At 36.6% G+C, this 27000-nt stretch carries 22 protein-coding genes and 12 tRNA genes; 6 read left to right on the top strand and 28 right to left on the bottom strand.

Translation table 11 applies throughout. The annotated features are described in order from the left end of the window. Positions 1–7: 7 nt before the first annotated feature. Complete coding sequence (locus F7984_RS03330; protein WP_140462309.1) at positions 8–1183, bottom strand: ABC transporter substrate-binding protein; 1176 nt, start codon at positions 1181–1183, stop codon at positions 8–10. Between the two features lie 268 nt (positions 1184–1451). Here F7984_RS03330 and F7984_RS18885 point away from each other — a divergent pair, with 268 nt between their 5' ends. The 6 genes from F7984_RS18885 to F7984_RS03305 all read left to right on the top strand — a co-directional run bounded on the left by F7984_RS18885 (position 1452) and on the right by F7984_RS03305 (position 7505). Further along, positions 1452–1598 carry a hypothetical protein gene (locus F7984_RS18885; RefSeq protein ID WP_175354247.1) on the top strand — a complete coding sequence of 49 codons (147 nt, stop codon included), beginning with the start codon at positions 1452–1454 and terminating at the stop codon, positions 1596–1598. 417 nt (positions 1599–2015) lie between these two features. After that, positions 2016–2909, top strand: a complete 894-nt coding sequence (locus F7984_RS03325; protein ID WP_140462308.1) for a MerR family transcriptional regulator — start codon at positions 2016–2018, stop codon at positions 2907–2909. Between the two features lie 153 nt (positions 2910–3062). Further along, complete coding sequence (locus tag F7984_RS03320) at positions 3063–4130, top strand: ABC transporter permease (protein WP_140462307.1); 1068 nt, start codon at positions 3063–3065, stop codon at positions 4128–4130. A gap of 4 nt (positions 4131–4134) precedes the next feature. Continuing rightward, a complete protein-coding gene (locus F7984_RS03315; protein WP_066102807.1) occupies positions 4135–4812 on the top strand; it encodes an ABC transporter ATP-binding protein in 678 nt (225 codons plus the stop codon). 211 nt (positions 4813–5023) lie between these two features. After that, positions 5024–6502 carry an amino acid permease gene (locus F7984_RS03310; RefSeq protein WP_140462306.1) on the top strand — a complete coding sequence of 493 codons (1479 nt, stop codon included), beginning with the start codon at positions 5024–5026 and terminating at the stop codon, positions 6500–6502. Positions 6503–6818: 316 nt separating this feature from the next. Then, positions 6819–7505, top strand: coding sequence for a YoaK family protein (locus F7984_RS03305; RefSeq protein ID WP_140462305.1), 687 nt, complete (start codon positions 6819–6821; stop codon positions 7503–7505). A 139-nt stretch (positions 7506–7644) separates the two neighbouring features. On the opposite strand, the gene F7984_RS03300 is transcribed toward F7984_RS03305, so the two are convergent. The 27 genes from F7984_RS03300 to F7984_RS03170 all read right to left on the bottom strand — a co-directional run bounded on the left by F7984_RS03300 (position 7645) and on the right by F7984_RS03170 (position 26997). After that, positions 7645–8160 (bottom strand): gamma-glutamylcyclotransferase family protein, encoded by a 516-nt coding sequence (locus tag F7984_RS03300; protein WP_077247998.1) that lies wholly within the window; start codon positions 8158–8160, stop codon positions 7645–7647. Further along, entirely contained in the window at positions 8160–8801 is a 642-nt protein-coding gene (pcp, locus tag F7984_RS03295) for a pyroglutamyl-peptidase I (protein ID WP_066102816.1), read from the bottom strand. The genes F7984_RS03300 and pcp overlap by 1 nt, the downstream gene beginning before the upstream one ends. 30 nt (positions 8802–8831) lie before the next feature. Then, positions 8832–9761, bottom strand: coding sequence for a DUF979 domain-containing protein (locus F7984_RS03290; RefSeq protein WP_066102819.1), 930 nt, complete (start codon positions 9759–9761; stop codon positions 8832–8834). Further along, positions 9761–10453 (bottom strand): DUF969 domain-containing protein, encoded by a 693-nt coding sequence (locus tag F7984_RS03285; RefSeq protein WP_066102823.1) that lies wholly within the window; start codon positions 10451–10453, stop codon positions 9761–9763. Before F7984_RS03285 ends, F7984_RS03290 begins: the two co-directional genes overlap by 1 nt. A 292-nt stretch (positions 10454–10745) precedes the next feature. Further along, complete coding sequence (gene aspD / locus F7984_RS03280) at positions 10746–12368, bottom strand: aspartate 4-decarboxylase (protein WP_140462304.1); 1623 nt, start codon at positions 12366–12368, stop codon at positions 10746–10748. 300 nt (positions 12369–12668) lie between these two features. Beyond that, complete coding sequence (gene xylB / locus F7984_RS03275; protein WP_066102831.1) at positions 12669–14168, bottom strand: xylulokinase; 1500 nt, start codon at positions 14166–14168, stop codon at positions 12669–12671. A 66-nt stretch (positions 14169–14234) separates the two neighbouring features. After that, on the bottom strand, positions 14235–15566 hold the full coding sequence (xylA, locus tag F7984_RS03270) for a xylose isomerase (RefSeq protein ID WP_066102834.1): 1332 nt from the start codon (positions 15564–15566) through the stop codon (positions 14235–14237). Positions 15567–15895: 329 nt separating this feature from the next. Continuing rightward, complete coding sequence (locus F7984_RS03265; RefSeq protein WP_066102838.1) at positions 15896–17407, bottom strand: arabinosylfuranosidase ArfA; 1512 nt, start codon at positions 17405–17407, stop codon at positions 15896–15898. A gap of 59 nt (positions 17408–17466) precedes the next feature. Next, entirely contained in the window at positions 17467–17724 is a 258-nt protein-coding gene (locus F7984_RS03260; RefSeq protein WP_066102841.1) for a hypothetical protein, read from the bottom strand. A 245-nt stretch (positions 17725–17969) separates the two neighbouring features. Then, positions 17970–18629 (bottom strand): DUF624 domain-containing protein, encoded by a 660-nt coding sequence (locus tag F7984_RS03255; protein ID WP_066102844.1) that lies wholly within the window; start codon positions 18627–18629, stop codon positions 17970–17972. A 27-nt stretch (positions 18630–18656) separates the two neighbouring features. Further along, the gene (locus tag F7984_RS03250; RefSeq protein ID WP_066102847.1) at positions 18657–19499 is read right to left on the bottom strand and encodes a carbohydrate ABC transporter permease; all 843 of its coding nucleotides are present in this window, start codon (positions 19497–19499) and stop codon (positions 18657–18659) included. Beyond that, entirely contained in the window at positions 19499–20440 is a 942-nt protein-coding gene (locus F7984_RS03245) for a carbohydrate ABC transporter permease (protein WP_225983650.1), read from the bottom strand. The genes F7984_RS03250 and F7984_RS03245 overlap by 1 nt, the downstream gene beginning before the upstream one ends. A 92-nt stretch (positions 20441–20532) precedes the next feature. Then, the gene (locus F7984_RS03240) at positions 20533–21876 is read right to left on the bottom strand and encodes an ABC transporter substrate-binding protein (RefSeq protein ID WP_140462303.1); all 1344 of its coding nucleotides are present in this window, start codon (positions 21874–21876) and stop codon (positions 20533–20535) included. Positions 21877–22979: 1103 nt separating this feature from the next. Then, a complete protein-coding gene (gene codA / locus F7984_RS03235; protein WP_140462302.1) occupies positions 22980–24245 on the bottom strand; it encodes a cytosine deaminase in 1266 nt (421 codons plus the stop codon). Then, complete coding sequence (gene codB, locus F7984_RS03230; RefSeq protein WP_140462301.1) at positions 24229–25503, bottom strand: cytosine permease; 1275 nt, start codon at positions 25501–25503, stop codon at positions 24229–24231. The genes codA and codB overlap by 17 nt, the downstream gene beginning before the upstream one ends. A gap of 383 nt (positions 25504–25886) precedes the next feature. Further along, positions 25887–25968: transfer RNA gene (locus tag F7984_RS03225), tRNA-Leu, on the bottom strand. A gap of 7 nt (positions 25969–25975) precedes the next feature. After that, positions 25976–26049, bottom strand: a tRNA-Cys gene (locus F7984_RS03220). A gap of 8 nt (positions 26050–26057) precedes the next feature. Next, a tRNA-Gly gene (locus F7984_RS03215) sits at positions 26058–26132 on the bottom strand. Between the two features lie 7 nt (positions 26133–26139). Next, a tRNA-Gln gene (locus tag F7984_RS03210) sits at positions 26140–26214 on the bottom strand. A gap of 52 nt (positions 26215–26266) precedes the next feature. Continuing rightward, positions 26267–26342: transfer RNA gene (locus F7984_RS03205), tRNA-His, on the bottom strand. Positions 26343–26351: 9 nt separating this feature from the next. Then, positions 26352–26425, bottom strand: a tRNA-Trp gene (locus F7984_RS03200). Positions 26426–26433: 8 nt separating this feature from the next. Continuing rightward, positions 26434–26517, bottom strand: a tRNA-Tyr gene (locus F7984_RS03195). 11 nt (positions 26518–26528) lie between these two features. Then, positions 26529–26601 (bottom strand) — tRNA-Thr (locus F7984_RS03190). A 45-nt stretch (positions 26602–26646) separates the two neighbouring features. Further along, positions 26647–26722 (bottom strand) — tRNA-Phe (locus tag F7984_RS03185). Between the two features lie 16 nt (positions 26723–26738). Further along, positions 26739–26815, bottom strand: a tRNA-Asp gene (locus F7984_RS03180). Positions 26816–26820: 5 nt separating this feature from the next. After that, a tRNA-Met gene (locus tag F7984_RS03175) sits at positions 26821–26894 on the bottom strand. A 27-nt stretch (positions 26895–26921) separates the two neighbouring features. Then, positions 26922–26997 (bottom strand) — tRNA-Val (locus F7984_RS03170). Positions 26998–27000: the final 3 nt, after the last annotated feature.

Below are 27000 nucleotides of genomic sequence, written 5' to 3'. Positions count from 1 at the left end.
CTCATTCTTATGGATTTACCTTTGTTTCAAAAACTTGCTCACCATTTTCATACTTTAAAATAGCCGCTGACTTAACTGGATTATGATTTTCATCTATCGTTAAATTACCTGATACAAGCTGTAAATCCTTTGTACTGGCCAGAGCGTCTTTAATTTTTTCAGGTGTCGCGTCATCACCTGCGCGTTTTATCGAATCTGCAATGAAGTAAGCTGTGTCATAACCAAGCGCCGCAAAGGCATCAGGTGATTTATCTTTATATTTCTTTTTAAATGCCGATACAAAATCCTGAATTTTTTTATCTGGATCTCCCGCAGAATAGTGGTTCGTAATAAAGGTATTATTTAGCGCTTCTTTACCGGCAATTTCTATTAACTTAGGAGAATCCCAACCGTCTCCTCCCATAACCGGAACATCAATTCCTGACTCACGTGCTTGTTTTAAAATTAAACCAACTTCTTCATAAAATGCCGGAACAAAAACAAAGTCTGGATTCGCTTTTTTGATTCTGGTCAACGTTGATTGGAAATCTGTGTCTTTTTGCAGAAACGCTTCTTCTGCTACAATTTGCCCACCCGCTTTTGTAAATGCATCTTTGAAAGCTGCAGCAAGACCTTTAGAATAGTCGCTTGAGCTATCAACATAAATAGCGGCTGTTTTTGCCCCTAATTCCTGCTGAGCAAAATTCGCTGCAACTGTTCCCTGGAACGGATCAATGAAACACGTTCTAAAAACATATTCATTAACCTTGCCATCCTTCGAAGTAATCGTTTCGTTCGTCCCTGTAGGTGTAATTAATGGAACTTTGTTATCATTGGCAACCTGGACCTGCGCCAATGTATTTGTACTTGTCGCCGCACCAATCATGACATCCACCTTATCCTGGCTGGCAAGCTTGATTGCTCCGGTCGTTGCTTCTGCTGCATCTGACTTGTTATCATATTTTACTATTTTCAGTTTTTTGCCACCGACACCTTCTTTGTTTATTTCTTCAAGTGCCAGATCCATCCCTTCCACAATGGATTGACCATAGGATGCCCCACCGCCAGTTAACTCAAGGTTGGCTCCAATTTTAATCGTATCTCCTTTTTCTCCGCCGCCTGATTTCTCTCCACCGCAGCCGGCCAAAACACCCATACCTAATGATAATGAAAGAATAATACCAGCTAGTTTCTTCTTTTTCATTACACATGCCCCCTATTTTTCTTATAGATAAAGATATGAAACGGTGATTTGATTGAAAGATTAAAATATTCTGAATATAGTTTAACCCCTACTGGAAAATATGTACATATATTTTTTTATTTTAAAATCTGCTAACTGTTATCCTATAAATTCACTTAAATCTATAGGGATAATCAGTAAAATATTAAATACGCTAGCTGGATAAAGATGTTTTCAGCTCAAGAATACAGGAATGAAAAATATAACCAACACGTTAGGAGGCGACAATATGACAGACAAAAATAACACTGAAGGATTACGAGAACTCGAAAGAAAAGTTCAAAACAGTCAGAAGAAGCCAGAAAACGCAATTGATAAAGGCCGTAAACCGGATCAACAAAATCGCCTAAAGAACCAAGAAACTAGACTGCCTTAAATTATATTAAAACTGAAGAAACCCAGTCTCTTGACTGGGTTCTCTTTTATGTATGAAATGCCTACTTTTTTTAATATTCCTTAAAATCATCCACAAATCATAATTTTCTTTTTAGAGTGCATATATTATTGGTAGTTCATCTCTTAAAAAAATGTTCAGGGATTATGTTATAAAGGAATGGCTGAACTATCTTTGTATGTTTTCTATTAATTTCAACACTACCTCTATTATAATATTGAATTACCTCAATCCATAACTCTTCCATTTAAAAAAACTACCCCACTAAAGTAACTCTTTTTTCCTAAACCTAACAAAATCCAAAACTAAATAGTAACCCAGGAATTGCATTCTTTTATAAACTTAATATACAGTTAAAATATAGAGAATTTATAGTACTTGTAAAAGAAAGGTTATTTTATGTATAAGATTAATGCTGTTTCTAAATTATTAGATATGCCAACTGTTACTATTCGATCATGGGAAACCCGTTATCATGCTATTACTCCGAAACGTACTGAATCGGGTCATAGAGTATATACAGAAGAAAATGTAAATGATTTAAAATGGCTCAAAAAACAGGTTCAGGATCATAAGATGAGCGTCAGCCAGGCAGTTCAGCTTCTGAAAATCCACAAAGGTGAAATTGAAAAGGAGCAATTAATCGACAACACGATTAATCATTCATTTGAAGCGCAAATTAATGAATTATTTGAAGCAACGCTACATTTTGATTCCGAGAGATGCAATCAGCTCTTTGATTTATATTTTTCTCAATTTCATTATAAAACGGTCTTTTATTCAATTGTCGTCCCACTTATGTATAAAGTTGGAGATGCTTGGGAAAAGGGAGAGTTGTCTGTTATTAAGGAGCATATGATCAGTAATATTGTGCTTCAGCGTGCCATTAATTTTTTTACGATTTTCCATTCATCCCCCATTCTACCCAAAGTGATTGCCATTTGTCCGGAAGGGGAGCATCATCAACTTGGATTAATCCTCTTTACTCTCTTTTTAAAAGAGCAGCATTATCCAGTCTATTATATAGGCGCCGATACACCACTTGATGGGTTGGATGAGTTGATTAAGGAAAAAGATATTGAGATAGTGGCCATTTCTATCTCCAGTGATGAACACGAACTGAAGGCCCAAAAATATATAGATATTCTTTATAAGCAAAATCCTAAGTTAAAATTCATCATCGGCGGTTTAGGAATTAAAGAAAGCAAAAAACAAGAACCTCGCTGGGATGTATCTCCGTTTGACAAAGACTGGCTGAACATCATGAGTCAGATTAATGATTATAAAAATTAAATACTTACTTCATGCCCCAATTCCTGTTGGGGCATTTTTCTTTTCATAATTAAAGTTACCTCAAATTCAATTATTTGCTATTATTATATTTTTCTTATACATTATCTATATATTAATTATATTTTAAATACAAATAATGTGAGGATGGGGTACATGTTTTTAGCCTGGAATGAAATAAAGAATAATAAACTTCGCTTTTTATTAATTGTCGGTGTTTTAACACTCGTTTCCTACCTAGTATTCTTTTTATCCGGATTAGCTAATGGGCTTGAAAACCTAAATAAAGAAGCCGTTGATAAATGGGAGGCAGATGGAGTCATACTGACGGATGAATCAGATATAAATCTCCCGCAATCAACTTTGGCAATCGGCGATTTTGAGGGGGACGGTACAGATGAATACGCCATTTTGTCTCAAGTAAACTCCATCGCAAAAACAGATGATATAAAAACAAATGTCTCACTTTTCGGTATCAATGAAGATGAATTTATTATGCCTGATGTAAGTGAAGGGAAGGCTTTTAGTAAAATGGGTGATGTAATAGCCGATGATTCTCTCAAAGATGAAGGGTTTAAAATTGGCGATGAATTGAGTCTTTCTTCTACGGACATCACTCTTACGATTACCGGATTCACTGAGGATGCAAAATTTAATGCTGCACCAGTATTGTATGGATCACTGGAAACGATACAGGAAGTTCGTTTTGGTGATGCAGCAGAGCAAAAAGATGATCAAATTAATGGTTATGTCATTCGTACAGATAACTTAGAAAGCGTCGCTGTCGACGATTCACTTAGTGTGGTTTCAACACAAACATTTATTGAAAACATGCCCGGATATTCCGAACAAAACTTGACATTAACCTTTATGATCTATTTTCTATTTATCATATCTGCCGTCATCCTGGCGATATTCCTTTATGTATTAACCATTCAAAAAATCAGTATTTTCGGAGTTATGAAAGCACAGGGAATTTCCAACAGCTATTTGTCCAAATCAGTGATTGCCCAAACATTTATCCTATCCTTAGCAGGAGTTATTGTTGGTTTCACCCTAACTCTTATAACCGGATATTTCTTACCAGCAGCTGTTCCTGTTGCCTTTAACTATATGGATATGCTGATATACGCTGCTGTCCTGGTTATTGTATCTATACTTGGAGCGCTATTCTCTGTACAGACTATTGTCAAAATCGATCCTTTAGACGCGATAGGAGGTTAACATAATGGCATTACTTGAATTAAAAGAGGTCAACAAAGTTTTCATGTCCGGCCGTACAGAAATCGAAGCATTAAAAACTACTAACTTTTCGGCAGATTCAGGAGAATTAATTGCCGTTATCGGTCCTTCCGGTTCTGGAAAAAGTACTTTTCTAACCATTGCGGGCGGTCTTCAAGCACCAAGCAACGGTGAAGTGATTGTAAATGATCAAAACCTGACTAACCTAAAGGAAAAAGAACGAGCATCCATTCGTTTAAAAGAAATAGGCTTTGTTTTGCAAGCCTCTAACCTTGTACCCTTTCTTACAGTAAATCAGCAAATGCATTTACTGGATAAAGTAAAGAAGGATAATATGGATAATACTCAAATTCAAAGCCTTTACAGGGCACTTGGAATTGAGGATTTGCTTACCAGTTTCCCATCAGATTTATCGGGTGGTGAGCGCCAACGTGTTGCATTAGCAAAAGCATTATATACAGATCCTAGTATCATTCTTGCTGATGAACCAACCGCCTCCCTTGATTCTGACCGCGCCTTTGAGGTAATGGAAATGTTGAAAAATGCAACTACCAATCATGGTAAAACAACCATTGTGGTCACACACGATACAAGACTAATAGATTATTGTGATAAAGTTTATAAAATTATTGATGGAACGCTAAACCTCGAATCTCATAAATAAATAGCTTACCCTCTGTTTTAATGAGCCTTTCTCTGTAAAGAAGAGAGGCTCTTTTCTCATTGCCCACGCTATTTTTATTATTCCCAAATTATAAATTTACTGTTTTTTCTAAAATATTAGATTGTTAACAAAAATGTTTAAGCTTGCTTGCTAAATTGGTATATAACACTACTAATTAATAAATGACATAAAGAAGGAAAGAGGCATAATAATGGAACCTGCCATTAAAGAAACATCACCTATATATAAACGTAAAAAGAAAAGAAAATTAAAAAGAGATTTAAAAACCAGGCATTTAACAATGATTTCTCTCGGCGGAACGATTGGTACGGGATTATTTCTGGCTAGTGGAAATACAGTTCATGCTGCCGGTCCTGGCGGTGCCCTTGTTGCCTTCGCAATTGTTGGTATAATGGTATATTTTTTAATGACAAGTCTGGGAGAGATGGCCGCACATATGCCCGTTGCGGGATCATTCAGTATCTATGGAGAAAAGTTCGTCGATCCTGCCTTTGGCTTCGCACTTGGCTGGAATTACTGGTATAGTTGGGCAGTCACGATTGCAGCAGAGCTATCAGCGATTGTGTTAATAATGAAGTTTTGGTTTCCTGATAGCCCTTCAGCATTATGGAGTGGATTATTTCTTCTCATTATTTTTCTACTAAACGCTCTCTCTGTTAAAAGCTTCGGAGAGTCAGAATATTGGTTCTCATTAATAAAAGTAATTGCCATTATTGTTTTTATTGGTACAGGTGTCTTGATGATATTTGGAATTATGGGCGGAGAAGCCATTGGATTCAAGAATTTCACAGTTGATGATGCACCTTTTAATGGAGGAATCATGGCTATATTAGGAGTCTTTATGGTCGTTGGTTTTTCATTTCAAGGGACAGAGCTTATTGGGATTACGGCCGGAGAAAGTAAGGAACCAGCAAAAACTATTCCTAAAGCTGTAAATTCAGTTTTTTGGAGGATTTTAATTTTCTTTATTCTTTCTATCTTAATCATCGGTTTAGTGATTCCCTATACTACTCCGGACCTTGCTGCTACCGATAGTGTCGTAAAAAGTCCTTTCACTCTTCTATTTGAGCGCGCTGGCATTGCCTTTGCTGCATCTGTTATGAACGCAATCATCCTGACCGCCATTCTTTCAGCAGGTAACTCAGGAATGTATGCAGCAGCCCGAATGCTATGGAACTTAGCAGAAAGAGGACATGCTCCAAAATTCCTTGGAAAATTGAGCAAAAAAGGTGTACCCATCAATGCCTTAATTGCTACTGGCCTGGTTGGCTGTCTGGCATTTTTAAGTTCATTTTTTGGAGATGGTGTGGTTTATGTCTGGCTCATTAATGCAGCCGGTTTATCTGGGTTTATTGCCTGGCTTGGCATCGCCATTAGCCACTATCGTTTTCGCAGAGCATATGTGGCTCAGGGATATGATGTAAATGATCTTCCTTATAAAGCAAAATGGTTCCCGTTCGCACCGCTCGCTGCTGCCACACTATGTACCCTGATCATACTTGGCCAAAATACCGATGCCTTATTTGGCGGTACTATAGATTGGTACGGTTTATTAGTATCCTATATCAGTCTTCCGCTATTTCTAATTTTGTGGTTTGGATATAAATATAGTAAGAAAACAAAAGTTGTTTCTCTAAAAGAAATGAATGTAAAGAAAATTAAAGCCTAAAAAGAATGAAGAACCTCTAGTTACTAATGGAGGTTCTTCATTCTTTGCAAAGATAACTCCCTCTATTTCATCTCCCCTCTTCCTCGAGCAAACGGTCTAATAGTGCGTAATAAATCATTTACATTCTTTAGTAGCAGTTAGCTTCTCCGTCCATCTAAAATGCAAAAAAATCGCATCCGTTTCCTCATCCACTTATTTTTCGGATAATGACATTCAAGATTTTTTGAATAATCTAAGTAGGTATGTGGAATCATTTTCATAAAAGCCACGTTCTCTTCCTTTTTGCTAAAAATGGGCTGGTCGTAAGGAGATATATATGGAACATAGAATAAGAAATTTTCTTTCATTATCAGCTAATTCCTTAGTTATGGGAATGATCCTGGCATTAGTAGGTGGGTTTTTAGATGCTTATACATACGTTACAAGGGACGGAGTTTTTGCAACTGCACAAACAGGAAATACCGTTTTATTTGCGGTGAGAGCAGCCAGCACAAAATACGGTGCAGCCATTCAGAATGTACCGCCTTTTTTAGCTTTTATTGCCGGCGTGTTAACAGCCGAATACATCAAAGACAAACACGATATGCATAGACGAGCAGTTTTAATACTGGAGTGTGTCATTTTATTTATTGTCGGTTGGTTACCAGGAAGTGTACCGAATATGATTGTCACTATGAGCATTGCCTTTGTATCCTCCCTGCAAATCGCTACCTTTAACAAATTGGAAAATTGGAGCTACAATTCAACCATCACAACCGGAAATCTGCGAACTGCCTCTTCAGCTTTTTACGGCGCCTTTATAGATCGTGATTCAGAATCAAAAAGAAAATTTAAAGGGTTTTCCGCCATTATACTCTCCTTTATTTTTGGTGCATTAGTTGGGACCTATTCCAGTATTCATATGGGGAACACAGCCATCTGGATAGCAGCCAGTATTATCCTGCTCACCGTTATTTTATATCATAAAAATAAAGGATTTATGGAGGACAATAATACCTCCTGACCTAATGAAAAATGCTAGTTTTCAACACCTTACCAAGAGATAGGGTTAGGTGAAATTCTTTAATTCCAGATCAAAAAACAAAAAAAGAAAAACAGCTGCTTTTACACAGCTGTTTAATACTCGGATTTCATTAGAAAGCTCAGCTATAAACATAGCTTTCTCGCATTTCTTCTTTAGCCATCCCGATTAAAATATTCTTATTTGGAGAAAGCTCTTTTTGTAAATTTCCACTTATCATGTATTCTTTCCAATCACCATGCGGAATATAAATGGTACTACTCTCAAAAATTGAATCTTTGTCTTTGTTATAGAAATAAACAAAACATTTTTCTTTTTGATGGGTATGAAGATTTTCTACTTCCAGCACTACTTTATGGTATTCATTTTCGGGATTATTTTCACTAATGTATCCCTCCATCTCATCCATTGCCTTCATTGTATCCTCGTAACAATCTTCTTTTATGACCATGATTTCTCCCCATACTACATCTTCACCAAATGTAATAGCAGGATAACCTTTATACGGCATATGATATAATTTCATATTTTCTAATTTGGCTTCTTTTTTCTCAATGACCTTATTAGCTAAATACTTATTATAATTGAAAAACCCTTCCCGTAAGCTTCCATAAACAAAAAGATTGATCCGACTCATTAACAAATCTCTCCGCCGATTGCTTTTATATCTTCGTCATAGATAACACAAGCTTCAATAGCCAGTTCCAAGCCCTTTACAATATCATTTAACGACATAAACGGAGTATTTTTCTTATCCATCACTTGAGAAGTCATATAAGGGATGTGAATAAATCCACCTTTTATATTTGGATACTTCTTATCAATCATGTAAAGAATTCCGTACATTACATGGTTACATACAAATGTTCCGGCTGTATTTGATAACGTTGCCGGGATTCCATTTTCACTCATATGTTTAACCATAGCTTTTACTGGTAAGTTTGAGAAATAAGCAGGTTGACCATCCGGTTGGATAACTGCATCAATTGGTTGATTACCTTCGTTATCTTTAATTCTATAATCATCCAGGTTAATAGCAACTCTTTCAGGAGTTATATCAAATCTTCCTCCTGCCTGCCCTACTGATATGACAATATCCGGCTTGTGCTGTTCTATTGCATTCTCTATTGCTTCAACAGATTTATTTTGAACTGTCGGTATAATGACCTTAATAACCTCTGCTCCTGCGATTTTGTTGTTTACCATTTTAACAGCTTCTTCAGCTGGGTTTACTGGCTCTCCTCCGAATGCATCAAATCCAGTTATTAATACTTTCATAATTTATTCTCCTATTGTAAGTTTTTTATCTTAAAATCCCCAAATATACATCATAAATATATGAACAACTAATAATGTTAAAGCGATTGGAGCTTGTGCCTTTATGACTGAATTCTTATCTTTTAGTTCAAGCAATGCAGCTGGTAACATATTGAAGTTTGCAGCCATAGGTGTAATTAATGTTCCACAGTATCCAGCTGTTAATGCCAGAGTTCCACAGATAAGGGGGTCTCCGCCTATAGCAAATACAAACGGAACACCGATTCCAGCCGTTATTACAGCAAATGCGGCAAATGCATTACCCATGATAGCTGTAAATAAAGCCATACCTACACAATAAGTTGCTACACCTACCAATGCATTACCTGTTGGGATCACATTCGAAATAATCGATGCAATCTTATCGCCTACACCCGCTGTCGTAAATAATACGCCTAATGAAGCTAATAATTGAGGCAGAATCGCAAATGCTCCAATTGATTGATACATTCTATTTGTATCCTCTAATAGCTCTTTAGAAGTAGCTTTAGTTAATATAAACGTTAATACTAATGCTATTGTTGATGCTATGCCAATCGCTACCGTTCCAGGGAAACTTGTAAATTGAGCCACAAGCATGGCTATAACTGCGATAGACAGTGATGGGATGAAAATTTTCAAGCCTAATTTTTCTGCTTTTAAGTTAGCGAATGTCTCATCTAATTGTTTTAACGTTCCAATATTTATTTGCTTAGTTGCCGATAATACAGCGATAACAACTACTAAAATACCTACTATCGTACTTGGAATATAGTTTCCAAGTATGAAAATTACGGCTAGTATTCCCCAAAACATAGCTGTACCGATTCTTGTTTTGTGGTTTTTATCCTTTAAAGTAAATACCATGGTAACTCCCATGAATAAACCGATTATAATATAAAAGAGTTCTAATAAAAGATTAGAGATTTGTGTTATATCCATTATTGTTCACCTCGTCCTTCTCCATTTTTACTAGAATATTTTTGCGTCATTTTTCTATCGAATAATAAATTTTGAGCAGTCCAGAATATGAATGCAATAACGGCAACTGGTACTGAAACTTTCGCTACTTCAAGTGTATCTACCTGCATGCCTAGCCCTTCCAGTGTAGATGCAATTAAAAGTACACCAGAATTTGCGATGAATACATTTTGCGCAAAGAAATTACCGATATTATCAGATGCTGCTGAGTATGATTTTATTTTTTCAATATCTTTTTCGTCGACCTTATCTCCGTATTTAGCAACGGCTGCACCTTCTGCCATTGGGCTTACTAAAGGTCTAACAAATTGTGGGTGTCCACCAAGTGTTACGCCCATACCAATCGTTACTTCTCTTATAAACGTATAACCACTCAGTAATTTTCCTACTGATAAACTGCTTGCTTTTTTAATAAGCATAACTGCCTTGGCTTTTAATCCGTATCTTTCACTCAACCCTATAACAGGAATGGTAATCAAAAATAAACAAGTTACTCTATTTGATACAAATGCTTCTCCAAGTGTATTAAGTATATCTACGATATTCATGTTTGCCACAAGTCCAGTCGAAATACCTGCTACAACAACTACTGCAATGGTATCTAACTTTAGTGCAAATCCTATTATTATAATCAAGATCCCTAATAGTTCCATTACTACTCTCCTATTCTAACATTTTAGTTATTCTACAATAATTTCTAATTATATAGTCATCTTTTAACATTGTAAATAACACGTACAACTATACTTCAACATTTTAATCTGGTAAAGGAGTAAAATATGGTTATTATCAATAGAGGAGATAAGCTATGAGATAACAGTATAATAAAGAACTTAAAAAGCCTTGCTACATAAATATCGTAGCAAGGCTTTGACTGTTATTATATAGGAATAATTAAATTCCAGCTAATGGAACCTGAAATCCCTGAGATTTAGGCACTTAAATTTAAATATGACCCATTTTCTTTTTCCATTCCATCACATAATTTTCTAGTACATTTTTTAGTTCTTGGCCAATTTGTAAGTAGTCTTCATCATTTAGATTAGCAAGAGATACACGAATGGACCATACTGGTGCTGAAAATCCTTCGCCGCTTAATAATACTATCGATGAGTTTTCTGCAAGGCGATATAAAATATCAACCGGGTTATAATTCTTTTTCAGGTAATCGGTGAACCCTTTATCAAAATGATGATTACACCAGATTTCCAAATCGATTTCTGTATAATAATCTGCATCATTGGGCAAATGTTTCTTAGGTAAACCAAGACCTTTGTATAATAAATTCATCCTCCGATGTAAAATGTCTATTGTTTTTTTCTTGTATTCATTATTGGTATCGAGCATTGCAAAAATTGAAAATAAAGCCATTTGTACTTGTTGCGGTGTCGATAATCCAGCTGTGTGATTCATCGCAACGGCTCTGCTATCTGCAACTATTCGATCGATAAACGTAAGACTTTCTGGATTCCGTGTAAGCGAAGCGTATCTTTTATGTAGAACCTCCTTCGTTTCTTCTGGTAAATCATCGACTAATTTATCAAAGACATTGGATCGATTTATGGAAATCGTCCCTAATCGCCAGCCTGTCACACCAAAATATTTAGAAAATGAATAGACCCCAATTGTATTGAATGGTAAATCCACCATTAAGGAACGGAACCCTTCAACAAAAGTACCATATACATCATCTGAAATTATCATAAGATTTGGATTATCTTGTTTCACGATTTGTATGATTTTTTCTGTGGATTTCTTTTCCAAAGAAACTGAAGGCGGATTGCTCGGATTTACTAAAAAAAGTGCTACAATGTCCGTATCTTTTAATTTTTCTATTTCTTCATCAGGGTATTGCCATGTATGCTGTCCTTCATTGTTTAATTCGGTTGCTTCAATTTTCACAAGTTCGTAATCATTGTTAGGAAGCTCTGGAATCTCTATATAAGGCGGAAAAATTGGAACCATCACCGCAATCTTAGATCCTTTGGGCAGCAAATAATTTTTAAATAACGTATCAAATATATAACACATCGCTGCCGTTGCTCCTTCAACAGCAAATAAATCAAACGGACCAGCCGACGAATCACCATTACATAGCTCTTTAATTAAAAAATCATGTACAACCTGTTCAGTTCTAACAAGCATTCGATCCGGAATCGGGTAATTATCACCAATAATTCCATCTACTAATTCATAGACCCATGTATCTGGCTCAAACTGTTTATTTTTGATACCGTATTGAATAATTTCTTTCAGCAAATGAATTCCTGGAACTTGCTGATTGGCCTCAACATATTTATTAAAACGTTCTGCAATTCCTATCCGACTTGGCATCCCCGCTAAATTGCCATCATCCCATACTTGCCTCGATTCTGTAACAGCGAATTGCCCTAAAGCAAAAAACGCTTCTCGAGGTGTCGCTGCAATCCAATTAGGATTCCCCCGTCCTGCATCCAGCATAGTTCTAGTGATTCTCATTTTTCCTTTTGCAAGATCAATGAGCTTATCTTTTAACTCAAACGGACTTATTTTCTCCAATTGATGACTTTCCTTTTTTAGTTCATCCATCAAGATCCTCCTAATAAACTGCTAAAACCATATAAAAAGTATTCCACAAGTACACGTGGAATATAATCGAACTCATTTATTTCTCTCATTAACAGAATATTGAGGGACCTATAAAAATTTAATAACGGTTAGAACTTTCTCTCTCATTACAAAAAAATCTGACCTATTAATCAAAAAAATAAGTCAGATTTAATAGTCCGACTTATTTTACGAATATTATTTACTTTTTACTAGCAGTTAGAAAAGGATTACAACATCACCTTTGGCACTTCAAAACCCAAATAACACCATTACCATTAATTATTTTCTATATTCTTCAAGTTGCTCATTAAGCCCCTTCGTTTGAGTATATACCTGTTGATATACCTTAAATAATCGCTTATACGTCTCGACATTTTCTTGAATCGGATCATAGGATTTTGCAACTTGAATAAAATGATTGGCACATTCGTTTAATGAAGCAAACCAACCGCATCCATACGCTGCAAGCATCGCCGCTCCCATTCCTGGACCTTGCTCGCTTGTCAGTCTTTCAATTTTCGTATTAAAAATATCCGCTTGCATCTGCAGCCATGTGTCATTTTTGGCACCGCCGCCAATAGAGATTATTGAATTAATTGTCTTACCATTTTCCCTGAAAATTTCAATTGATTCGTTTAGAGAGAACGTTATCCCTTCCAGAACCGCGCGGGCAAAATATTTCCGATCAAGAGATGCATCAATGCCAATAAAGCTACCGCGAATAGTGGAATCTGCATGTGGTGTTCTTTCACCGACAATATATGGGGTAAATAATAGACCATTGCTGCCTGCAGGTACTTCTTCCACTCCAGCCAAAACTTGATCAAAATCTTCTTGCTTCGCGAACGTTTCCTTAAACCAGCTTAAGCTATAGCCAGCCGCAAGCGTCACACCCATTGTATAGTAAGCATTTTCTTCACCATGATTAAAATAATGAACTTTCCCATTAAAATCTAGGTCATTTCTTTCTTCATAAGATAGTACGACACCAGAGGTACCAATGCTTGCTAACGTTTTTCCTGGTGTTAAAATTCCGGAACCAATCGCACCGCATGCATTATCAGCTCCGCCTGCAAACACTTTTACCGCTTCAGTCAATCCTGTTTTTTGGGCAAATTCAGCTGTTACTGTACCTACAAAATCATGTGATTCCACTAATGGCGGGCAAAAATCAGAGGATAGACCAAATGCCGCCAATACTTCCTTGCTCCATTCCCGTTCCGCCACATTTAGTAATAGCGTTCCTGCAGCATCAGAGTAGTCCATATGAATGTTTCCGGTTAGGCGGTAGCGTAAATAATCCTTTGGGAGCACAAACAATCTTGCACGCTTGAAAATATCTGGTTCATTTTCTTTTACCCAGAGGATTTTAGGCAAGGTAAAGCCCTCTAACGCAGGGTTTTTCGTTACTTCTAATAAACGTTTACTTCCCATAACATCGCATATTTCCTGGCATTGCCTTGTCGTTCTCGTGTCATTCCATAAAATCGCATTTCTTAAGACTTGATTATCTTCATCTAGTAAAACTAAACCATGCATCTGACCCGAGAAACTGATCCCCTCTATATCATTTATATCCCCATCGAACTGGTGAATTAATTCCGCTATTCCTGCTGTCGTTTTTTCAACCCATTCTTCTGGGTTTTGTTCACTGTAACTAGATTTTTCAATAATAAGCGGATATGACTTTGCTACTTCCATACATACGTCTCCATGCTGATTCACTAGTAAGATTTTCACTGCACTTGTTCCGAGGTCTACACCAATAACATATTTCATCCTTATCATCCTTTTCTAAAAAAAGTGCTGGAGGAAAGGCTTCCAGCACTTTGTATGATTAATAGATTAAACGTGTACACTTGATAGTGTTTCTAATAAATATTGGTTGATGATAGCTTTAAGGCGCTCTGTTCTTCCAGATGTGTTCTTAATTTCAGTTAATTGAAGAGCGTACTTTTCTAATTCACGGAAGTTGGTTCTGCCCTCAACGATATCTAAGCCAATCCCTTCTTGATAGCTGCTATAGCGTTCTTCAACAAAGCTATCTAAAGCTTTATCTTCAATAAGCCTGTTTGCTACTTTTAATCCAATAGCAAATGCATCCATACCAGCGATGTGGGCATGAAAAAGATCCTCTGGCTCAAATGAACCCCGTCGTACTTTTGCATCGAAGTTTAAACCACCTTTGCCTAAACCTCCATTTTTCAATATTTCATACATTGCTAATGTATTAGAATAAAGATCAGTCGGAAATTCATCTGTATCCCATCCAAGGAGTGTATCCCCCTGGTTTGCATCCACTGATCCAAGCATTCCATTGATACGAGCTGTTCTTAACTCATGCTCAAATGTATGGCCAGCAAGAGTTGCATGGTTAGCTTCAATATTGAACTTGAAATAATCTGTCAGATCATATTTTTGCAAGAAAGCCATACTAGTCGCCACATCAAAATCATATTGGTGTTTTGTAGGTTCTTTAGGTTTTGGCTCAATCAAGAAAGGAACATTCAAACCGATTTCTTTCGCATAGTCAACTGCCATATGGAAGAAGCGAGCCAAGTTATCTTGTTCAAGCTTCATGTCCGTATTTAGGAGTGTTTCGTAGCCTTCACGACCGCCCCAAAACACATAGTTTTCAGCGCCAAGTTCCTTCGCTACTTCTAAGCCTTTTTTTACTTTCGCAGCTGAATAGGCAAATACATCAGCATTTGGAGAAGTGGCAGCACCATGTACATAACGAGGATTTGTGAACATATTTGCTGTATTCCAAAGCAACTTTGTTTTACTTGTTTTCATGTATTCCTGAATCATTGCTACGATAATATCCTGATTTTCATTTGTTTCTTTTAATGTGCTTCCTTCTGGAGCGATATCTACATCATGGAAAGCAAAATAAGGAACATTTAATTTTTCAAAGAGTTCAAATGCCGCTTCCACACGGGCTTTTGCTAAATCTAAACCTTTGAGATTATTCCATGGGCGAATCGCTGTACCAACACCAAATGGATCTGTTCCATCTGCTGTGAACGTGTGCCAATAGGTAACTGAGAATCGGAGAATATCTTCCATTGTTTTTCCATTTATCATTTCTTCTGGATTATAATACTTAAATGCTAAAGGATTTTTAGATGAAGCGCCTTCATATTGGATTTTATTAACAGTTTCGAAATAAGCCATTGTGGCATGCCTCCCAAATTTTTTAGGTTTCAGATCGTTTATGTAAATGCTTACAAAATATGAGTCTCTAAATTCTTAATCTGCAACCTGTATTAATTAGCATTGTAGCACTTTATACTTTGTTTGTCTAATAGATAAACAAAGTATACAACAAAATTAGCTGTCTAATTGAGAAAATGTAGAAATACTTCTTTCTTCTATCGATCTTGTTTTAAATCCACAACTCTCACTCAATTGGTGAACAGCTATAAAGTACTTACTTGCTTCAAATAATACTAGATAAGCAGGCATATTTTCTATTATATTAAAAAAATATGCCATACTTATAATTATCTCTGTTTTGCTAAACGAATTACGTTCCATGACAAGTTCGGCAGAATGGTTATTACCTTACCATTCTCACATTTTGCATTCCCATTGGAATGTGGTTTTACTGTCTCTTTATGTGCTGAATTGGTTTGTTTAATATTTTCATTTTCTAGAACAATATGCTCGATTACTTCATATTCATTAAAATTACGTATATCTACCTCTAGCTCCAAAACTTCTTCAAGATGACGATTAACCGCAAAAATAGTTAATGTATCTTCCTCATCATTATAAACCGCTGTAGACTCTAAATATGGAACGTCCGTAAAATCTTTACTATCGTATTTATCACTAGTAATAATCGGATTTAACGAAATACCCCGTCCATAAACGGAAGTATGCATATAAGGATAGAATATAGTTTGCTTCCAAGCAGGTCCGTTATTTTCTGTCATAATCGGCGCAATGACATTCACTAACTGCGCAAGACAGGCAATTTTAACTCGATCCGCATGCTTCAGCAACGTAATCAACATGCATCCAACTAAGAGCGCATCTTCAAAAGTATATATATCCTCTAATTGAGGAGGCGCAATACTCCAAGGTTCAATCTGTTTATCCTGCTCATTACTGTGATACCAAACGTTCCATTCGTCAAAAGATAGATTTATAGTTTTCTTACCACGTTTTTTCGCCTTAATATAATCAGCAATGGCGACAACTGATTTTATGAAATCATCCATTTCTAAAGATAAAGCTAAATAATTGGATAGGTCATTGTCTCGATTCCCATAATACTGATGAAGAGAGATGAAATCAACATGGTCATATGTATAATCTAATACCGTTGCTTCCCAATCAGCAAATGTAGGCATCGCTCTATGCGAACTTCCACATGCTACCAATTCGATGCTTGGATCTACCCACTTCATCACCTTTGCTGCTTCCTGAGCTATTCTTCCATATTCAGCAGCGGTCTTATGTCCAATTTGCCAAGGACCATCCATTTCATTGCCAAGACACCATGTCTTTATATTATAGGGTTCTTTTACACCATGCGAGATGCGCAAATCACTATAATAAGAGCCTCCAGGATGATTGCAATATTCCACTAAATTTCTAGCTGCATCAATTCCCCTCGTACCTAAATTAACAGCCATATTTACATCTGCATTCACCAATTTAGCCCATTTCATAAATTCATTGGTACCCATTTCATTTGTTTCTGTAGTACTCCATGCAAGATCTAAGCGGTTTGGGCGTTTTTCTTTAGGACCCACACCATCCTCCCAATTATAGCCGGAGACAAAATTCCCTCCAGGATATCGGACTAACGGCACTTTTAGTTCTTTTACTAATTCTAGAACATCCTTTCTAAAGCCATTTTCATCTGCCTGAGGATGAGTAGGCTCATAAATACCTCCATATACAGCTCTGCCTAAATGTTCAATAAATGAACCATATATACGATTATCAATTTCAGCGATTTTAAAATCTTTCTCTAGAATCATTTTTGCTTTATTGGCTGCCATTTACAATCCCTCCATTTTGTTTGTACTAGCCTAACTTATATAAGTACAATATGTTCAAATCAGATCGTTATCATTGCCCATTTTGATTCCCTTGGGTACGGACAAGTCTGACTTTTAAATTTCGCTTGATAATGAATGATTGACCGGCTGTAAGAACAGGTTGTCCCATATTGAAAAGAAGAACATTGTTTGCATATTTCTACCCTTGCTTTATATAATTCATCGGATACAATATTGAACTTATTTAAATCTGCTTCCTTAATTAAAGATTGAATATGATCTTCACTGACTTTGATACTTCCTGAACAGCTTTTCAAATATTTCTCCTATTCATTCTTTCACCTCTTTCAATCTCTACCGTAACGATCGACATGAAATGTCAGTTGTGATAATTTTCGTATTCGCTCAATCCTCCTCCAATTTCTAAATGCTTTCTGGTTTTAAACGATAGATCGGATCATTTCACTTTTAACTCACATTCATAAATTGCCGAATCCCTCACTAAGAGCCATATTTCTTCAACAGATTTCTGTAATATGCATGATAGTATTCTTCAATCTATTTATTGAACATATTTCATTTCAATCTGTAGTAACACATTTCTCACTAACAAGACAGTACACGCTGCAAACATCGGGACTCCCCAAAATATCGCAAAGTTGCCAAAATATTTAAACGATTGATACAGGATAAAGATTAATATAACAATAGATAAAGATTGTACCGGGCGATTGATGACTAAATAAAGGGAGTATTTTATAATGTCTCTCATCCTGATAATGAAGCGGCTATATAGAATGAGTGAATAGACATAACTAATCATTGATAAAAGAAGGATTAAAAATAACATAGGTAACAAATATGCGCCTTTTTCGTTGGAGGCCAGAAAATCAATATCTGCACACAAAATCAGTATTAATACACTGTATGGAATCCATAGTTTTAAGGAATCTTTGAAATCTTTCTTATAGTAATAGAAATATTTTCTCACGACCCTAATTTCAGTTTCAAAAAGCATTTTAAAAATAGTTTGGAATATCGCCCCCATTGTTGGGCCAATTAACAAAAAAGCAATTAAATATAAGGGAAGTGTAATTAAGTGGAATTTTACAAATAGCAATAAAAAAATCAGAATACCACTCGTTAACAAAGCACAAATACCTACCACAAATAAACTCCAGACAATATTTGTAGTTTTGATTAAAAAGCTTTTATTTGCCATCAAAAAACACCTCATTTACTGACACTATCAACCTTTTACCCCACCAACAGTCATTCCTGATATAAAAGATTTTTGATTGAATAAGAATAATATAAGTATAGGAATAATAGACATGATCGAGCCCGAAAAGACGATATCATAGTTATTACCATATGGTGTCATTGCAGTTAATAACCCTGCAGGTATAACCAAATTCTCATCTGACCTCATAACAATCAATGGCCAAAGAAAATTATTCCAAGCTCCCATGGAAGTCATAATAGTCATTGCTCCAAAAGCCGGTTTCATCATCGGTACATATATTTGCGAGAAAATACGAAATTCTCCCGCCCCATCTATTCTAGCGGCCTCAGCATAATCATTTGGAATCCCAATTGCATATTGCCTAAAGAAAAACACTGTAGCAGGCGGAACTATTCCTGGTAATATCACCCCTGCGTAAGTATCCATTAAGCCTAAATTTGTAACTAGCTTATATAACGGAATTAATAAAATATCACCCGGAACCATCAACATAATCAAGACAAGCATAAAAATAAAATTTCGGCCTCTAAAACGATATTGCGCCAAACCATAACCTACCATTGAACAAAAAATCAGTACTAAAACTGTTTGTATAATTGTTATTAGTGCACTATTTTTAAACCAGGATAGAAATATACCATTATTATTAGTAAACAATTTTCCATAGTTACTAAAGTTGATACTGGATAAATCTATATGTATATTTAAACCCTGTGCAAAAATATCTGAGGATTCTTTAAAGGAGGAGACTAACATAAACCAAAAAGGAATCAGTATAATAAATCCGATAACACTAAGTATTAGGGTTGTGATCAAGGTTGATACTCTTTTTTTGGCCTTCATCATTAATCCTCCTTAAATAAGCCTCTTACTGAAACTTGAATCAAATTTATTGCAACCACAATCACAAACATTATTACTCCAAGCGTACATGCATACCCGAAATCCCCATCGCTAAAGGCTGTTTTGTAAATATATGTTAAGAAAGTTGTTCCAATATTATCTGGAGACTGTGCTCCCCAATACACATAAGTTTCATTAAATAATGAAAAGCCTGCGAGTATAGATATAGTTAAAACATAAGTAGTAATTGGTTTAATCATTGGCAATGTTATACTTTTAAATTTATCCCATTTACTTGCGCCATCAATTTCAGCGCATTCATACAACTCCCGTGGGATATTTTGTAACCCAGATAAAAAATAAATCATATTTACACCAAGCCACCTCCACACACATACTATTACAAGTGCAAACATAGCTGTCCCTGAATTATTAAGCCAATCAATCGGACCTATGTTAAGGTAACTAAGCCAACTGTTGAATACTCCAGTAGGTTCTTTGCTGAAAGCAAATTTAAACACCAGCCCTACAATTACCGTAGATGTTAATACTGGTATAAAGAAAATTGATCTAAAAAAATATTTATATTTAGTATTTTTATTATTCATCACTAAAGCCAGCAAGAGTGGTAATGGGATTAAAATTAAAATAGTCCAAAATGTATACCTGGTAACGTTCCATAAAGCTTTATAGAATACAGGATCTGCAAACAACCGCTTATAATTCTCTAAACCTATAAATGTCGTTTCATCGAAACCTGAAATTCTTTGGAAACTCATAATAATCGAATTTATAAAAGGGTATAAAGAAAACACTAAAAATACAATAATAAACGGGGAGACAAATAGATATGGAGCTATCTTCTGCATATTTATTTTCTTTTTTTCTCTTTTTAATGGACTTTTGCTCTTTGGACTTATTTGTGCCGTAATATCGTTCGTCATCTTCATTCCCCCCTTATCCCTCTTCATACCAAAATGTTATCCAACAAATTAAGAAGAGAATGTTCCCTCCTTAATTTGTTAGATTGCAAACATTATTTACCTGCTTTAATTCGTTTATTGGCAGATTTATCAACAGCATCCAAAGTTTTTTGTACGTCCGCCTGTTTAGTCATCATTTTTGGCATACCATTCGTGAGTAACTCATCAATAATAATCGGATAACTATTATGGGTAAAACTTAATGTTCCTACCTCATCCTTCAATACTGCCATTTGTTTAAAAATATCAGTTCCGAAATAATCTGTGTATTTGTTCGGTTTTTCCATTTCAGGACTCAGCCATACATCTGATCGAATTGGATCAAAACCAAGTATTGTCCAAGTCTTAATAGATCCTTCTTCACTGGCCTTGGATTCAACTACAAATTTCTTAAGTAAATCTTTATCATGCGCTTGATTTGTGACAACTGTAGCTGTTCCTCCAAGTCCCGCCGAACGGAGATCTCCCTCTTTAAATATTGGTAAACCCTGGATTTTTATTTTTCCGCTTAATTTAGGCATAAAGCTTACCATACGACTCATATACCACGCTGGCATGACCACTGAAGCATACTTACCTTTATTAAAGGCTGCATAATATTCTTCAACATCTTGATGGCCGCCTTCTGCCGTTTTAGCAATTTTATGTTTGTAGACCATATCTTGAAGAGTTTGTACAGCAGTTACACTGGCTTCCTCGGATAAAATAGACTTATCATCTCTTACCATATCTGCTTTCTGTTGAGCAACCATTGCCGTATATACAAATTGGGAACTTGTTTCTACAGAAGTCATATATATACCCGACTTTTCTTTAACCACTTTCCCTGCTTCCACATAGTCATCCCAAGTTTTAATAGTGGATGGATCTACCCCCGCTTTTTTCATGATATCCATATTGTAATAAACAAGAGTTGTCCCTACATGATAATCCAGACCATAGACTTTGCCATCTACCGTATAATTATCTGTGCGTCCTTTTACTAAGTTTTCATTATATGGTTCTACTTCATTTGTAATATCTTCAAATGGAGGCTTGTTTGTTTTTGTATATTTAGCGAATTGTCCAATTTCTACGTCCGCGATATCTGGAGCACCATTACCAGAATTTAATGCTACCTGTAACTTTTGATTCATCTGATCAAAAGGAAGAACATTTATTTTCAAATTAATTTGTTCATCAGGATGATTTTTATTCCAGGTTTCAGCTGCATCTTTCCAATAATCAGCATGTACTTGTACAAATGTCCACATGGTATATTGAGCTTTTCCATCTTTTGTTTTAGCATCAGAAGGGGAGTCACCTGAACTACAGCCAGCCAATGAAAAGGACAAAACCAGTATTAATGCCAAAACAAGAGTCATTATCTTACGTTTACCAGCACTTAACACGCTCATTCTATACACCTCAATTTTTATGGTTTATACTCATTTGAACCTAGTCAATCCTTTAAATTACAAGCTATTTATAACCTCCTTTAGTCTTCTACTCTTTTAAAACAAGCTCTATTATTGTAAGCGTATTCATTTTTTACCATCATATTCCACTCGTTTGTACAAGTCAACTTACTTTTTTAATATTTTGAATATTATACAAACAACTCGGTGAATAACGTTCCATTCGATTACTACTAATCATGCGAATAGTGAGTAAATGTCCAACATTCATATACCTTACTCATCGTCAATTAATCTGAATTCAGTTACGAACATCATTAAAACTATTATTTTCCATTTTCTAATGCGAGAGAATCCTTCATTTTGATAAAATATAATTATAAAATCGTTCATTAAGGAAGATATGAAAAACATAACTTCTATGAATCAATCTCAATTAGAAAGAAAATTACTAAGATCATCGATAAGAATTTTGATTATGGAGTCTTTTTCCCCTATGGACCTACAGGAAGTGGTGGATATCCCACTGTAGTTGCTTTTATAGAAATTGAAAGCGAACTAAGCAAAAGAATTATATATTTACTATTATGAAAATACATTACCAGAAAATGATGAGGTTAAATTTGAAATATATTTTGAGGATAATCAGAAAAAGAGAGAGGTTGATGGGAAAGTCTATTATGAACGTAGTGGAGGCCCTGGTTCTTTATCATCCGAGGTAACAAAAGGAGAAAAAACTAAAGCAATCATACAAATCAAAAAAGAATTCTCAGCCATCCATCCCACTCAATAATCGGAAAAAAAGCTAAGAATTTGCCCTTGGCTTTTTTATATTTCATTAAGATTAACCTACCTGCTTCGAGAATTTTCCACAATCCGGAAGATGGCACTACGTTTCATATATAAATTTCGTTTTTTGATAACTCCCGTGTTTAATTTCATTTTCGAACTTTCTCTTATGTTTCAGAGCCATTTATGTATCTTTTAACCGCTTCAATACGTTGTTCATCATATACATTCACTCAAAAAATCCCCTGAAGAGGTAAATCCGTGTCTACCGTTTCAGGGGCAGTTCATTAACTGATGATAGTCTTCACTTTTACTTACATAAAGGTAATGTTCTTTTGACCTTGCAGAAAAATGTTCGTCTCGCGAGGCTTCGTTTCAGCAATCACTTTACCGTTTCGAACAGAGTATAGAATCTCTGCTTGCAGGCGAAGGGCATGGTAACCATCTTCCGCATTCAGCACAACGAAGTTTGCTGGATTTCCTTCTGCAATACCGTAATTTTTAAGGTTCAATGCTTTAGCACTATTACCAGTCACAAAACGTAAACTGTTTGCAATATCACTATAGCCCATTAACTGTGAAGCATGTAAGCCCATATGCAATACTTGAAGCATATTCCCGTTTCCGATTGGATACCAAGGATCCATAATATCATCATGACCGAAGCAAACATTTAATCCGTTTTGATCAAGCTCTTTTACGCGTGTTAAGCCACGACGTTTTGGATACGTGTCAAAACGCCCCTGCAGATGAATATTCACTAATGGATTTGCTACGAAATTCAATTCGGCAAGTCTAAGTACACGCATTAATTTATATGCGTAGGCATCATTGTAAGATCCCATTGCCGTCGTATGACTTGCTGTAACACGACCTTGGTAATCATTCATAATCGTTTCACGTGCTACAACTTCCACATGGCGAGACTGCTCATCATCAATTTCATCACAATGAATATCAATCGGCTTGTCATATTTCATGGCCAATTTAAAAATCTCGCGAACCGATTGAACTCCGTCTTCACGCGTAAATTCAAAGTGAGGGATTCCCCCAACAATATCAGCACCCATTTTTAAGGCTTCCTCTACTAGCTCCAACCCATTTGGATAAGATATTAGACCTTCCTGCGGGAAAGCGACAATTTGTAAATCAACAAAGTCTTTCATTTCTGCTTTCACTTCAAGCATAGCTTCTAATGCTACTAAAGAAGGATCCGTTGTATCGACATGTGTACGCACAGCACCTATTCCGTTAGCAATTTGCCAGCTAAGGGCTTTCTTTGCACGCTCTTTTACATCCTCTTTTATTAAGGAATCTTTGCGTTCAGACCAACATTGAATACCTTCAAATAAAGTCCCACTTTCATTCCAACGTGGTTGGCCTGCCGTTAAAGTAGTATCTAGATGAATATGAGGTTCAATAAATGGCGCACAAACCAGCTTTCCACTTAGATCAATTGTTTCACAGCTGTCAAATTCACCTGTACCTGCCTCAACAATCTTTAAAAATGAACCATTTTCTATTAGTAAATCCCAAAGGCCTTCTCTTCCAAAGATTGCAGCATTAGCCCACTTTTTCATAATAGCATCCTACCTCCTCTTCCCTTACCGTAACAACTGTTGTTTTCATTAGCTTAACAGCAACTACATAAACAATTCCTGTAATCAATAATGTGTTTAGTGAAGCGATTCCCGGCAATGTTAACCCCGAGATGACACCAACAGCCCATGCAATGATGGCTGGAACATGTACTTTTGCAATGTTTGCCTGCTCATACTGAATATATTGTCTTTTTTGGATAAAGAAGAAATCCACAATAATAATTGATCCAATAGCCGGCAGAGTGGATCCTAGGAATGTCAGCCAGCTTGTGAAATTGTTATAAAGTACGATGGCAAATACCGTACCAATCGTACCGTTCATCATAACCATAAATACCTTTGGCTTCTTGAACATGGTTGCAAAACCAAGTCCAGATGCGTACAGGGAGTTATCGTTTGTTGTCCAAATGTTTAATCCGAGCACTAAAACAGCCGGCAATAGTAAGCCTTGTGAAATCATTACATCTGAAATATCATTGTGACCAGTTGCTATTACACCAATCGCACCAAATAGGAACATTAATGTATTTCCTAAGAAAAAGGCAATGACAGTTGTTGTTACAGCATGTTTTCCTGATTTTGCATAGCGTGCAAAGTCGGGTGTTAATGTACCACCACTAATGAATGAACCGATTGTAATCGTTAAAGCTGCTGCTAATGTTAATGAAGTTTCAGGTTTATAAGCAATGAGCGCTTCCATTCCTCCCATATCTGAAATGGCCATTCCTGCACTCGTTGATCCAAAAATCGCAATAGCCGGTACAGCGATAAAACTTAAGATTGTTAAAGCTTTCATACCGAAATAAGCAGTTGCTGTCATTAAAATCCCTGTAATGATGACAATCGGTACCAGTGGGAGGCCAGTTAATTTAGAAACCGGATAGGCAAACATTCCTAGCCCTACACCAAACCATCCGACTTGGGTTGCAGATAACATGAATGAAGAGATATATGCTCCTTTTTCACCAAAACTATATTGTGCCAGTAAGTGAGTCGATAATCCTGTTTTTGCTGCAATATAACTTAATGCACCGGTAAATGCTCCTAATATAAGGTTTCCTAATAAGATGACACCAATCAACTGCATAAATGTTAATCCTTCACCTAATGATCCACCAGCCCACATACTTGCTGAATAGAATGTGAAACCAAGCATAACAACAAGCATTTTCAGAAAGCTGTTACGTTTTGCTTCAGGTACTGATTGAAATGAAAAATCTTTGTCTTTTAATTGCATTTTGTTTCCTCCCAAGTTATTAGTCTTGGTGAGCAAAAAAAAACCACTTGCCATAAAGTGACAAGTGGAAGGTGTCAGAAATAACCGTATTATTCACACAATAATATATTATGTGTATAAATACGTTCTCCAAACAAAGTATCGCCCACCTTGTCAGCCTCTCTGGACTGCTCTTAAAGGTTCTCAATTTAAATTAAATCTATATTAACAGATTATCTCAGATAGTCCAATGGTAATAGATGGAGGGATTTGAAGGGAATGTATAAAGATTCCGGTATCTATTTCGATTTGCTACTCTTATACAAAAAAAGACTCCCAAATGTTTTAATTCAACATTTGGGAGTCTTTTTAATGATTAATCTTGGCAAGAATTAATCTGATGATACCGGTGGTCGGGGTCGAACCGACACTCCTCACGGAACACGATTTTGAGTCGTGCGCGTCTGCCAATTCCGCCACACCGGCAAGATTTTGGAGGCGGCAACCGGATTTGAACCGGTGATAAAGGTTTTGCAGACCTCTGCCTTACCACTTGGCTATGCCGCCAAATTTGTTGGAGCGGAAGACGGGGCTCGAACCCGCGACCCTCACCTTGGCAAGGTGATGTTCTACCACTGAACTACTTCCGCATTAAGTTGGCTGGGCTAGCAGGATTCGAACCTACGAATGACGGAGTCAAAGTCCGTTGCCTTACCACTTGGCTATAGCCCAACAATTAAATTTATTAGTTAGTATAAGCTATTATTCGAGTTTAATCTAAAAATGGGGCGACTGATGGGAATCGAACCCACGAATGTCGGAACCACAATCCGATGCGTTAACCACTTCGCCACAATCGCCATATTTATTGGCAGGGGCAGTAGGAATTGAACCCACACTGGAGGTTTTGGAGACCTCTGTTCTACCTTTAAACTATGCCCCTATAATGAATGGTGGAGGGGGGCAGATTCGAACTGCCGAACCCGAAGGAGCGGATTTACAGTCCGCCGCGTTTAGCCACTTCGCTACCCCTCCGATATTAAGAGTGCCGGCAAGAGGACTTGAACCCCCAACCTACTGATTACAAGTCAGTTGCTCTACCAATTGAGCTACACCGGCATAATATTTAGGAAAAATCATTATCTGTTAAATTTTAATTAATAATGGTGGCTCAGGACGGAATCGAACCGCCGACACAAGGATTTTCAGTCCTTTGCTCTACCGACTGAGCTACTGAGCCAACTTCATTATGTAAATGGCGGTCCGGACGGGACTCGAACCCGCGACCTCCTGCGTGACAGGCAGGCATTCTAACCAACTGAACTACCGGACCATTTATTGCGGGGACAGGATTTGAACCTGCGACCTTCGGGTTATGAGCCCGACGAGCTACCAGACTGCTCCACCCCGCGCCAATGTGAGTGTGATACTAGTTTTTATGGTGGAGGATGACGGGATCGAACCGCCGACCCTCTGCTTGTAAGGCAGATGCTCTCCCAGCTGAGCTAATCCTCCACA

It is taken from the genome of Pradoshia sp. D12, assembly GCF_008935075.1.
Classification (GTDB): domain Bacteria; phylum Bacillota; class Bacilli; order Bacillales; family Pradoshiaceae; genus Pradoshia.
Note: the sequence above shows the minus strand (reverse complement) of the source record. Positions and strands in the feature narration are given on the sequence as shown.

What these genes read in the sequence shown, in the direction of transcription:
- codA (WP_140462302.1), bottom strand. Translation starts at nt 24,245, where the DNA reads ATGAAAAAGTGGGCTAATGCTGCAATCTTTGGAAGAGAAGGCCTTTGG.
- F7984_RS03305 (WP_140462305.1), top strand. Translation starts at nt 6,819, where the DNA reads ATGGAACATAGAATAAGAAATTTTCTTTCATTATCAGCTAATTCCTTA.
- F7984_RS18885 (WP_175354247.1), top strand. Translation starts at nt 1,452, where the DNA reads ATGACAGACAAAAATAACACTGAAGGATTACGAGAACTCGAAAGAAAA.
- F7984_RS03250 (WP_066102847.1), bottom strand. Translation starts at nt 19,499, where the DNA reads ATGATGAAGGCCAAAAAAAGAGTATCAACCTTGATCACAACCCTAATA.
- F7984_RS03245 (WP_225983650.1), bottom strand. Translation starts at nt 20,440, where the DNA reads ATGACGAACGATATTACGGCACAAATAAGTCCAAAGAGCAAAAGTCCA.
- F7984_RS03285 (WP_066102823.1), bottom strand. Translation starts at nt 10,453, where the DNA reads ATGGAACTATTAGGGATCTTGATTATAATAATAGGATTTGCACTAAAG.
- F7984_RS03330 (WP_140462309.1), bottom strand. Translation starts at nt 1,183, where the DNA reads ATGAAAAAGAAGAAACTAGCTGGTATTATTCTTTCATTATCATTAGGT.
- F7984_RS03315 (WP_066102807.1), top strand. Translation starts at nt 4,135, where the DNA reads ATGGCATTACTTGAATTAAAAGAGGTCAACAAAGTTTTCATGTCCGGC.
- F7984_RS03320 (WP_140462307.1), top strand. Translation starts at nt 3,063, where the DNA reads ATGTTTTTAGCCTGGAATGAAATAAAGAATAATAAACTTCGCTTTTTA.
- F7984_RS03300 (WP_077247998.1), bottom strand. Translation starts at nt 8,160, where the DNA reads ATGAGTCGGATCAATCTTTTTGTTTATGGAAGCTTACGGGAAGGGTTT.
- F7984_RS03310 (WP_140462306.1), top strand. Translation starts at nt 5,024, where the DNA reads ATGGAACCTGCCATTAAAGAAACATCACCTATATATAAACGTAAAAAG.
- F7984_RS03240 (WP_140462303.1), bottom strand. Translation starts at nt 21,876, where the DNA reads ATGAGCGTGTTAAGTGCTGGTAAACGTAAGATAATGACTCTTGTTTTG.
- F7984_RS03290 (WP_066102819.1), bottom strand. Translation starts at nt 9,761, where the DNA reads ATGGATATAACACAAATCTCTAATCTTTTATTAGAACTCTTTTATATT.
- F7984_RS03255 (WP_066102844.1), bottom strand. Translation starts at nt 18,629, where the DNA reads ATGGCAAATAAAAGCTTTTTAATCAAAACTACAAATATTGTCTGGAGT.
- F7984_RS03325 (WP_140462308.1), top strand. Translation starts at nt 2,016, where the DNA reads ATGTATAAGATTAATGCTGTTTCTAAATTATTAGATATGCCAACTGTT.
- xylB (WP_066102831.1), bottom strand. Translation starts at nt 14,168, where the DNA reads ATGAAATATGTTATTGGTGTAGACCTCGGAACAAGTGCAGTGAAAATC.
- xylA (WP_066102834.1), bottom strand. Translation starts at nt 15,566, where the DNA reads ATGGCTTATTTCGAAACTGTTAATAAAATCCAATATGAAGGCGCTTCA.
- pcp (WP_066102816.1), bottom strand. Translation starts at nt 8,801, where the DNA reads ATGAAAGTATTAATAACTGGATTTGATGCATTCGGAGGAGAGCCAGTA.
- F7984_RS03265 (WP_066102838.1), bottom strand. Translation starts at nt 17,407, where the DNA reads ATGGCAGCCAATAAAGCAAAAATGATTCTAGAGAAAGATTTTAAAATC.
- codB (WP_140462301.1), bottom strand. Translation starts at nt 25,503, where the DNA reads ATGCAATTAAAAGACAAAGATTTTTCATTTCAATCAGTACCTGAAGCA.
- aspD (WP_140462304.1), bottom strand. Translation starts at nt 12,368, where the DNA reads ATGGATGAACTAAAAAAGGAAAGTCATCAATTGGAGAAAATAAGTCCG.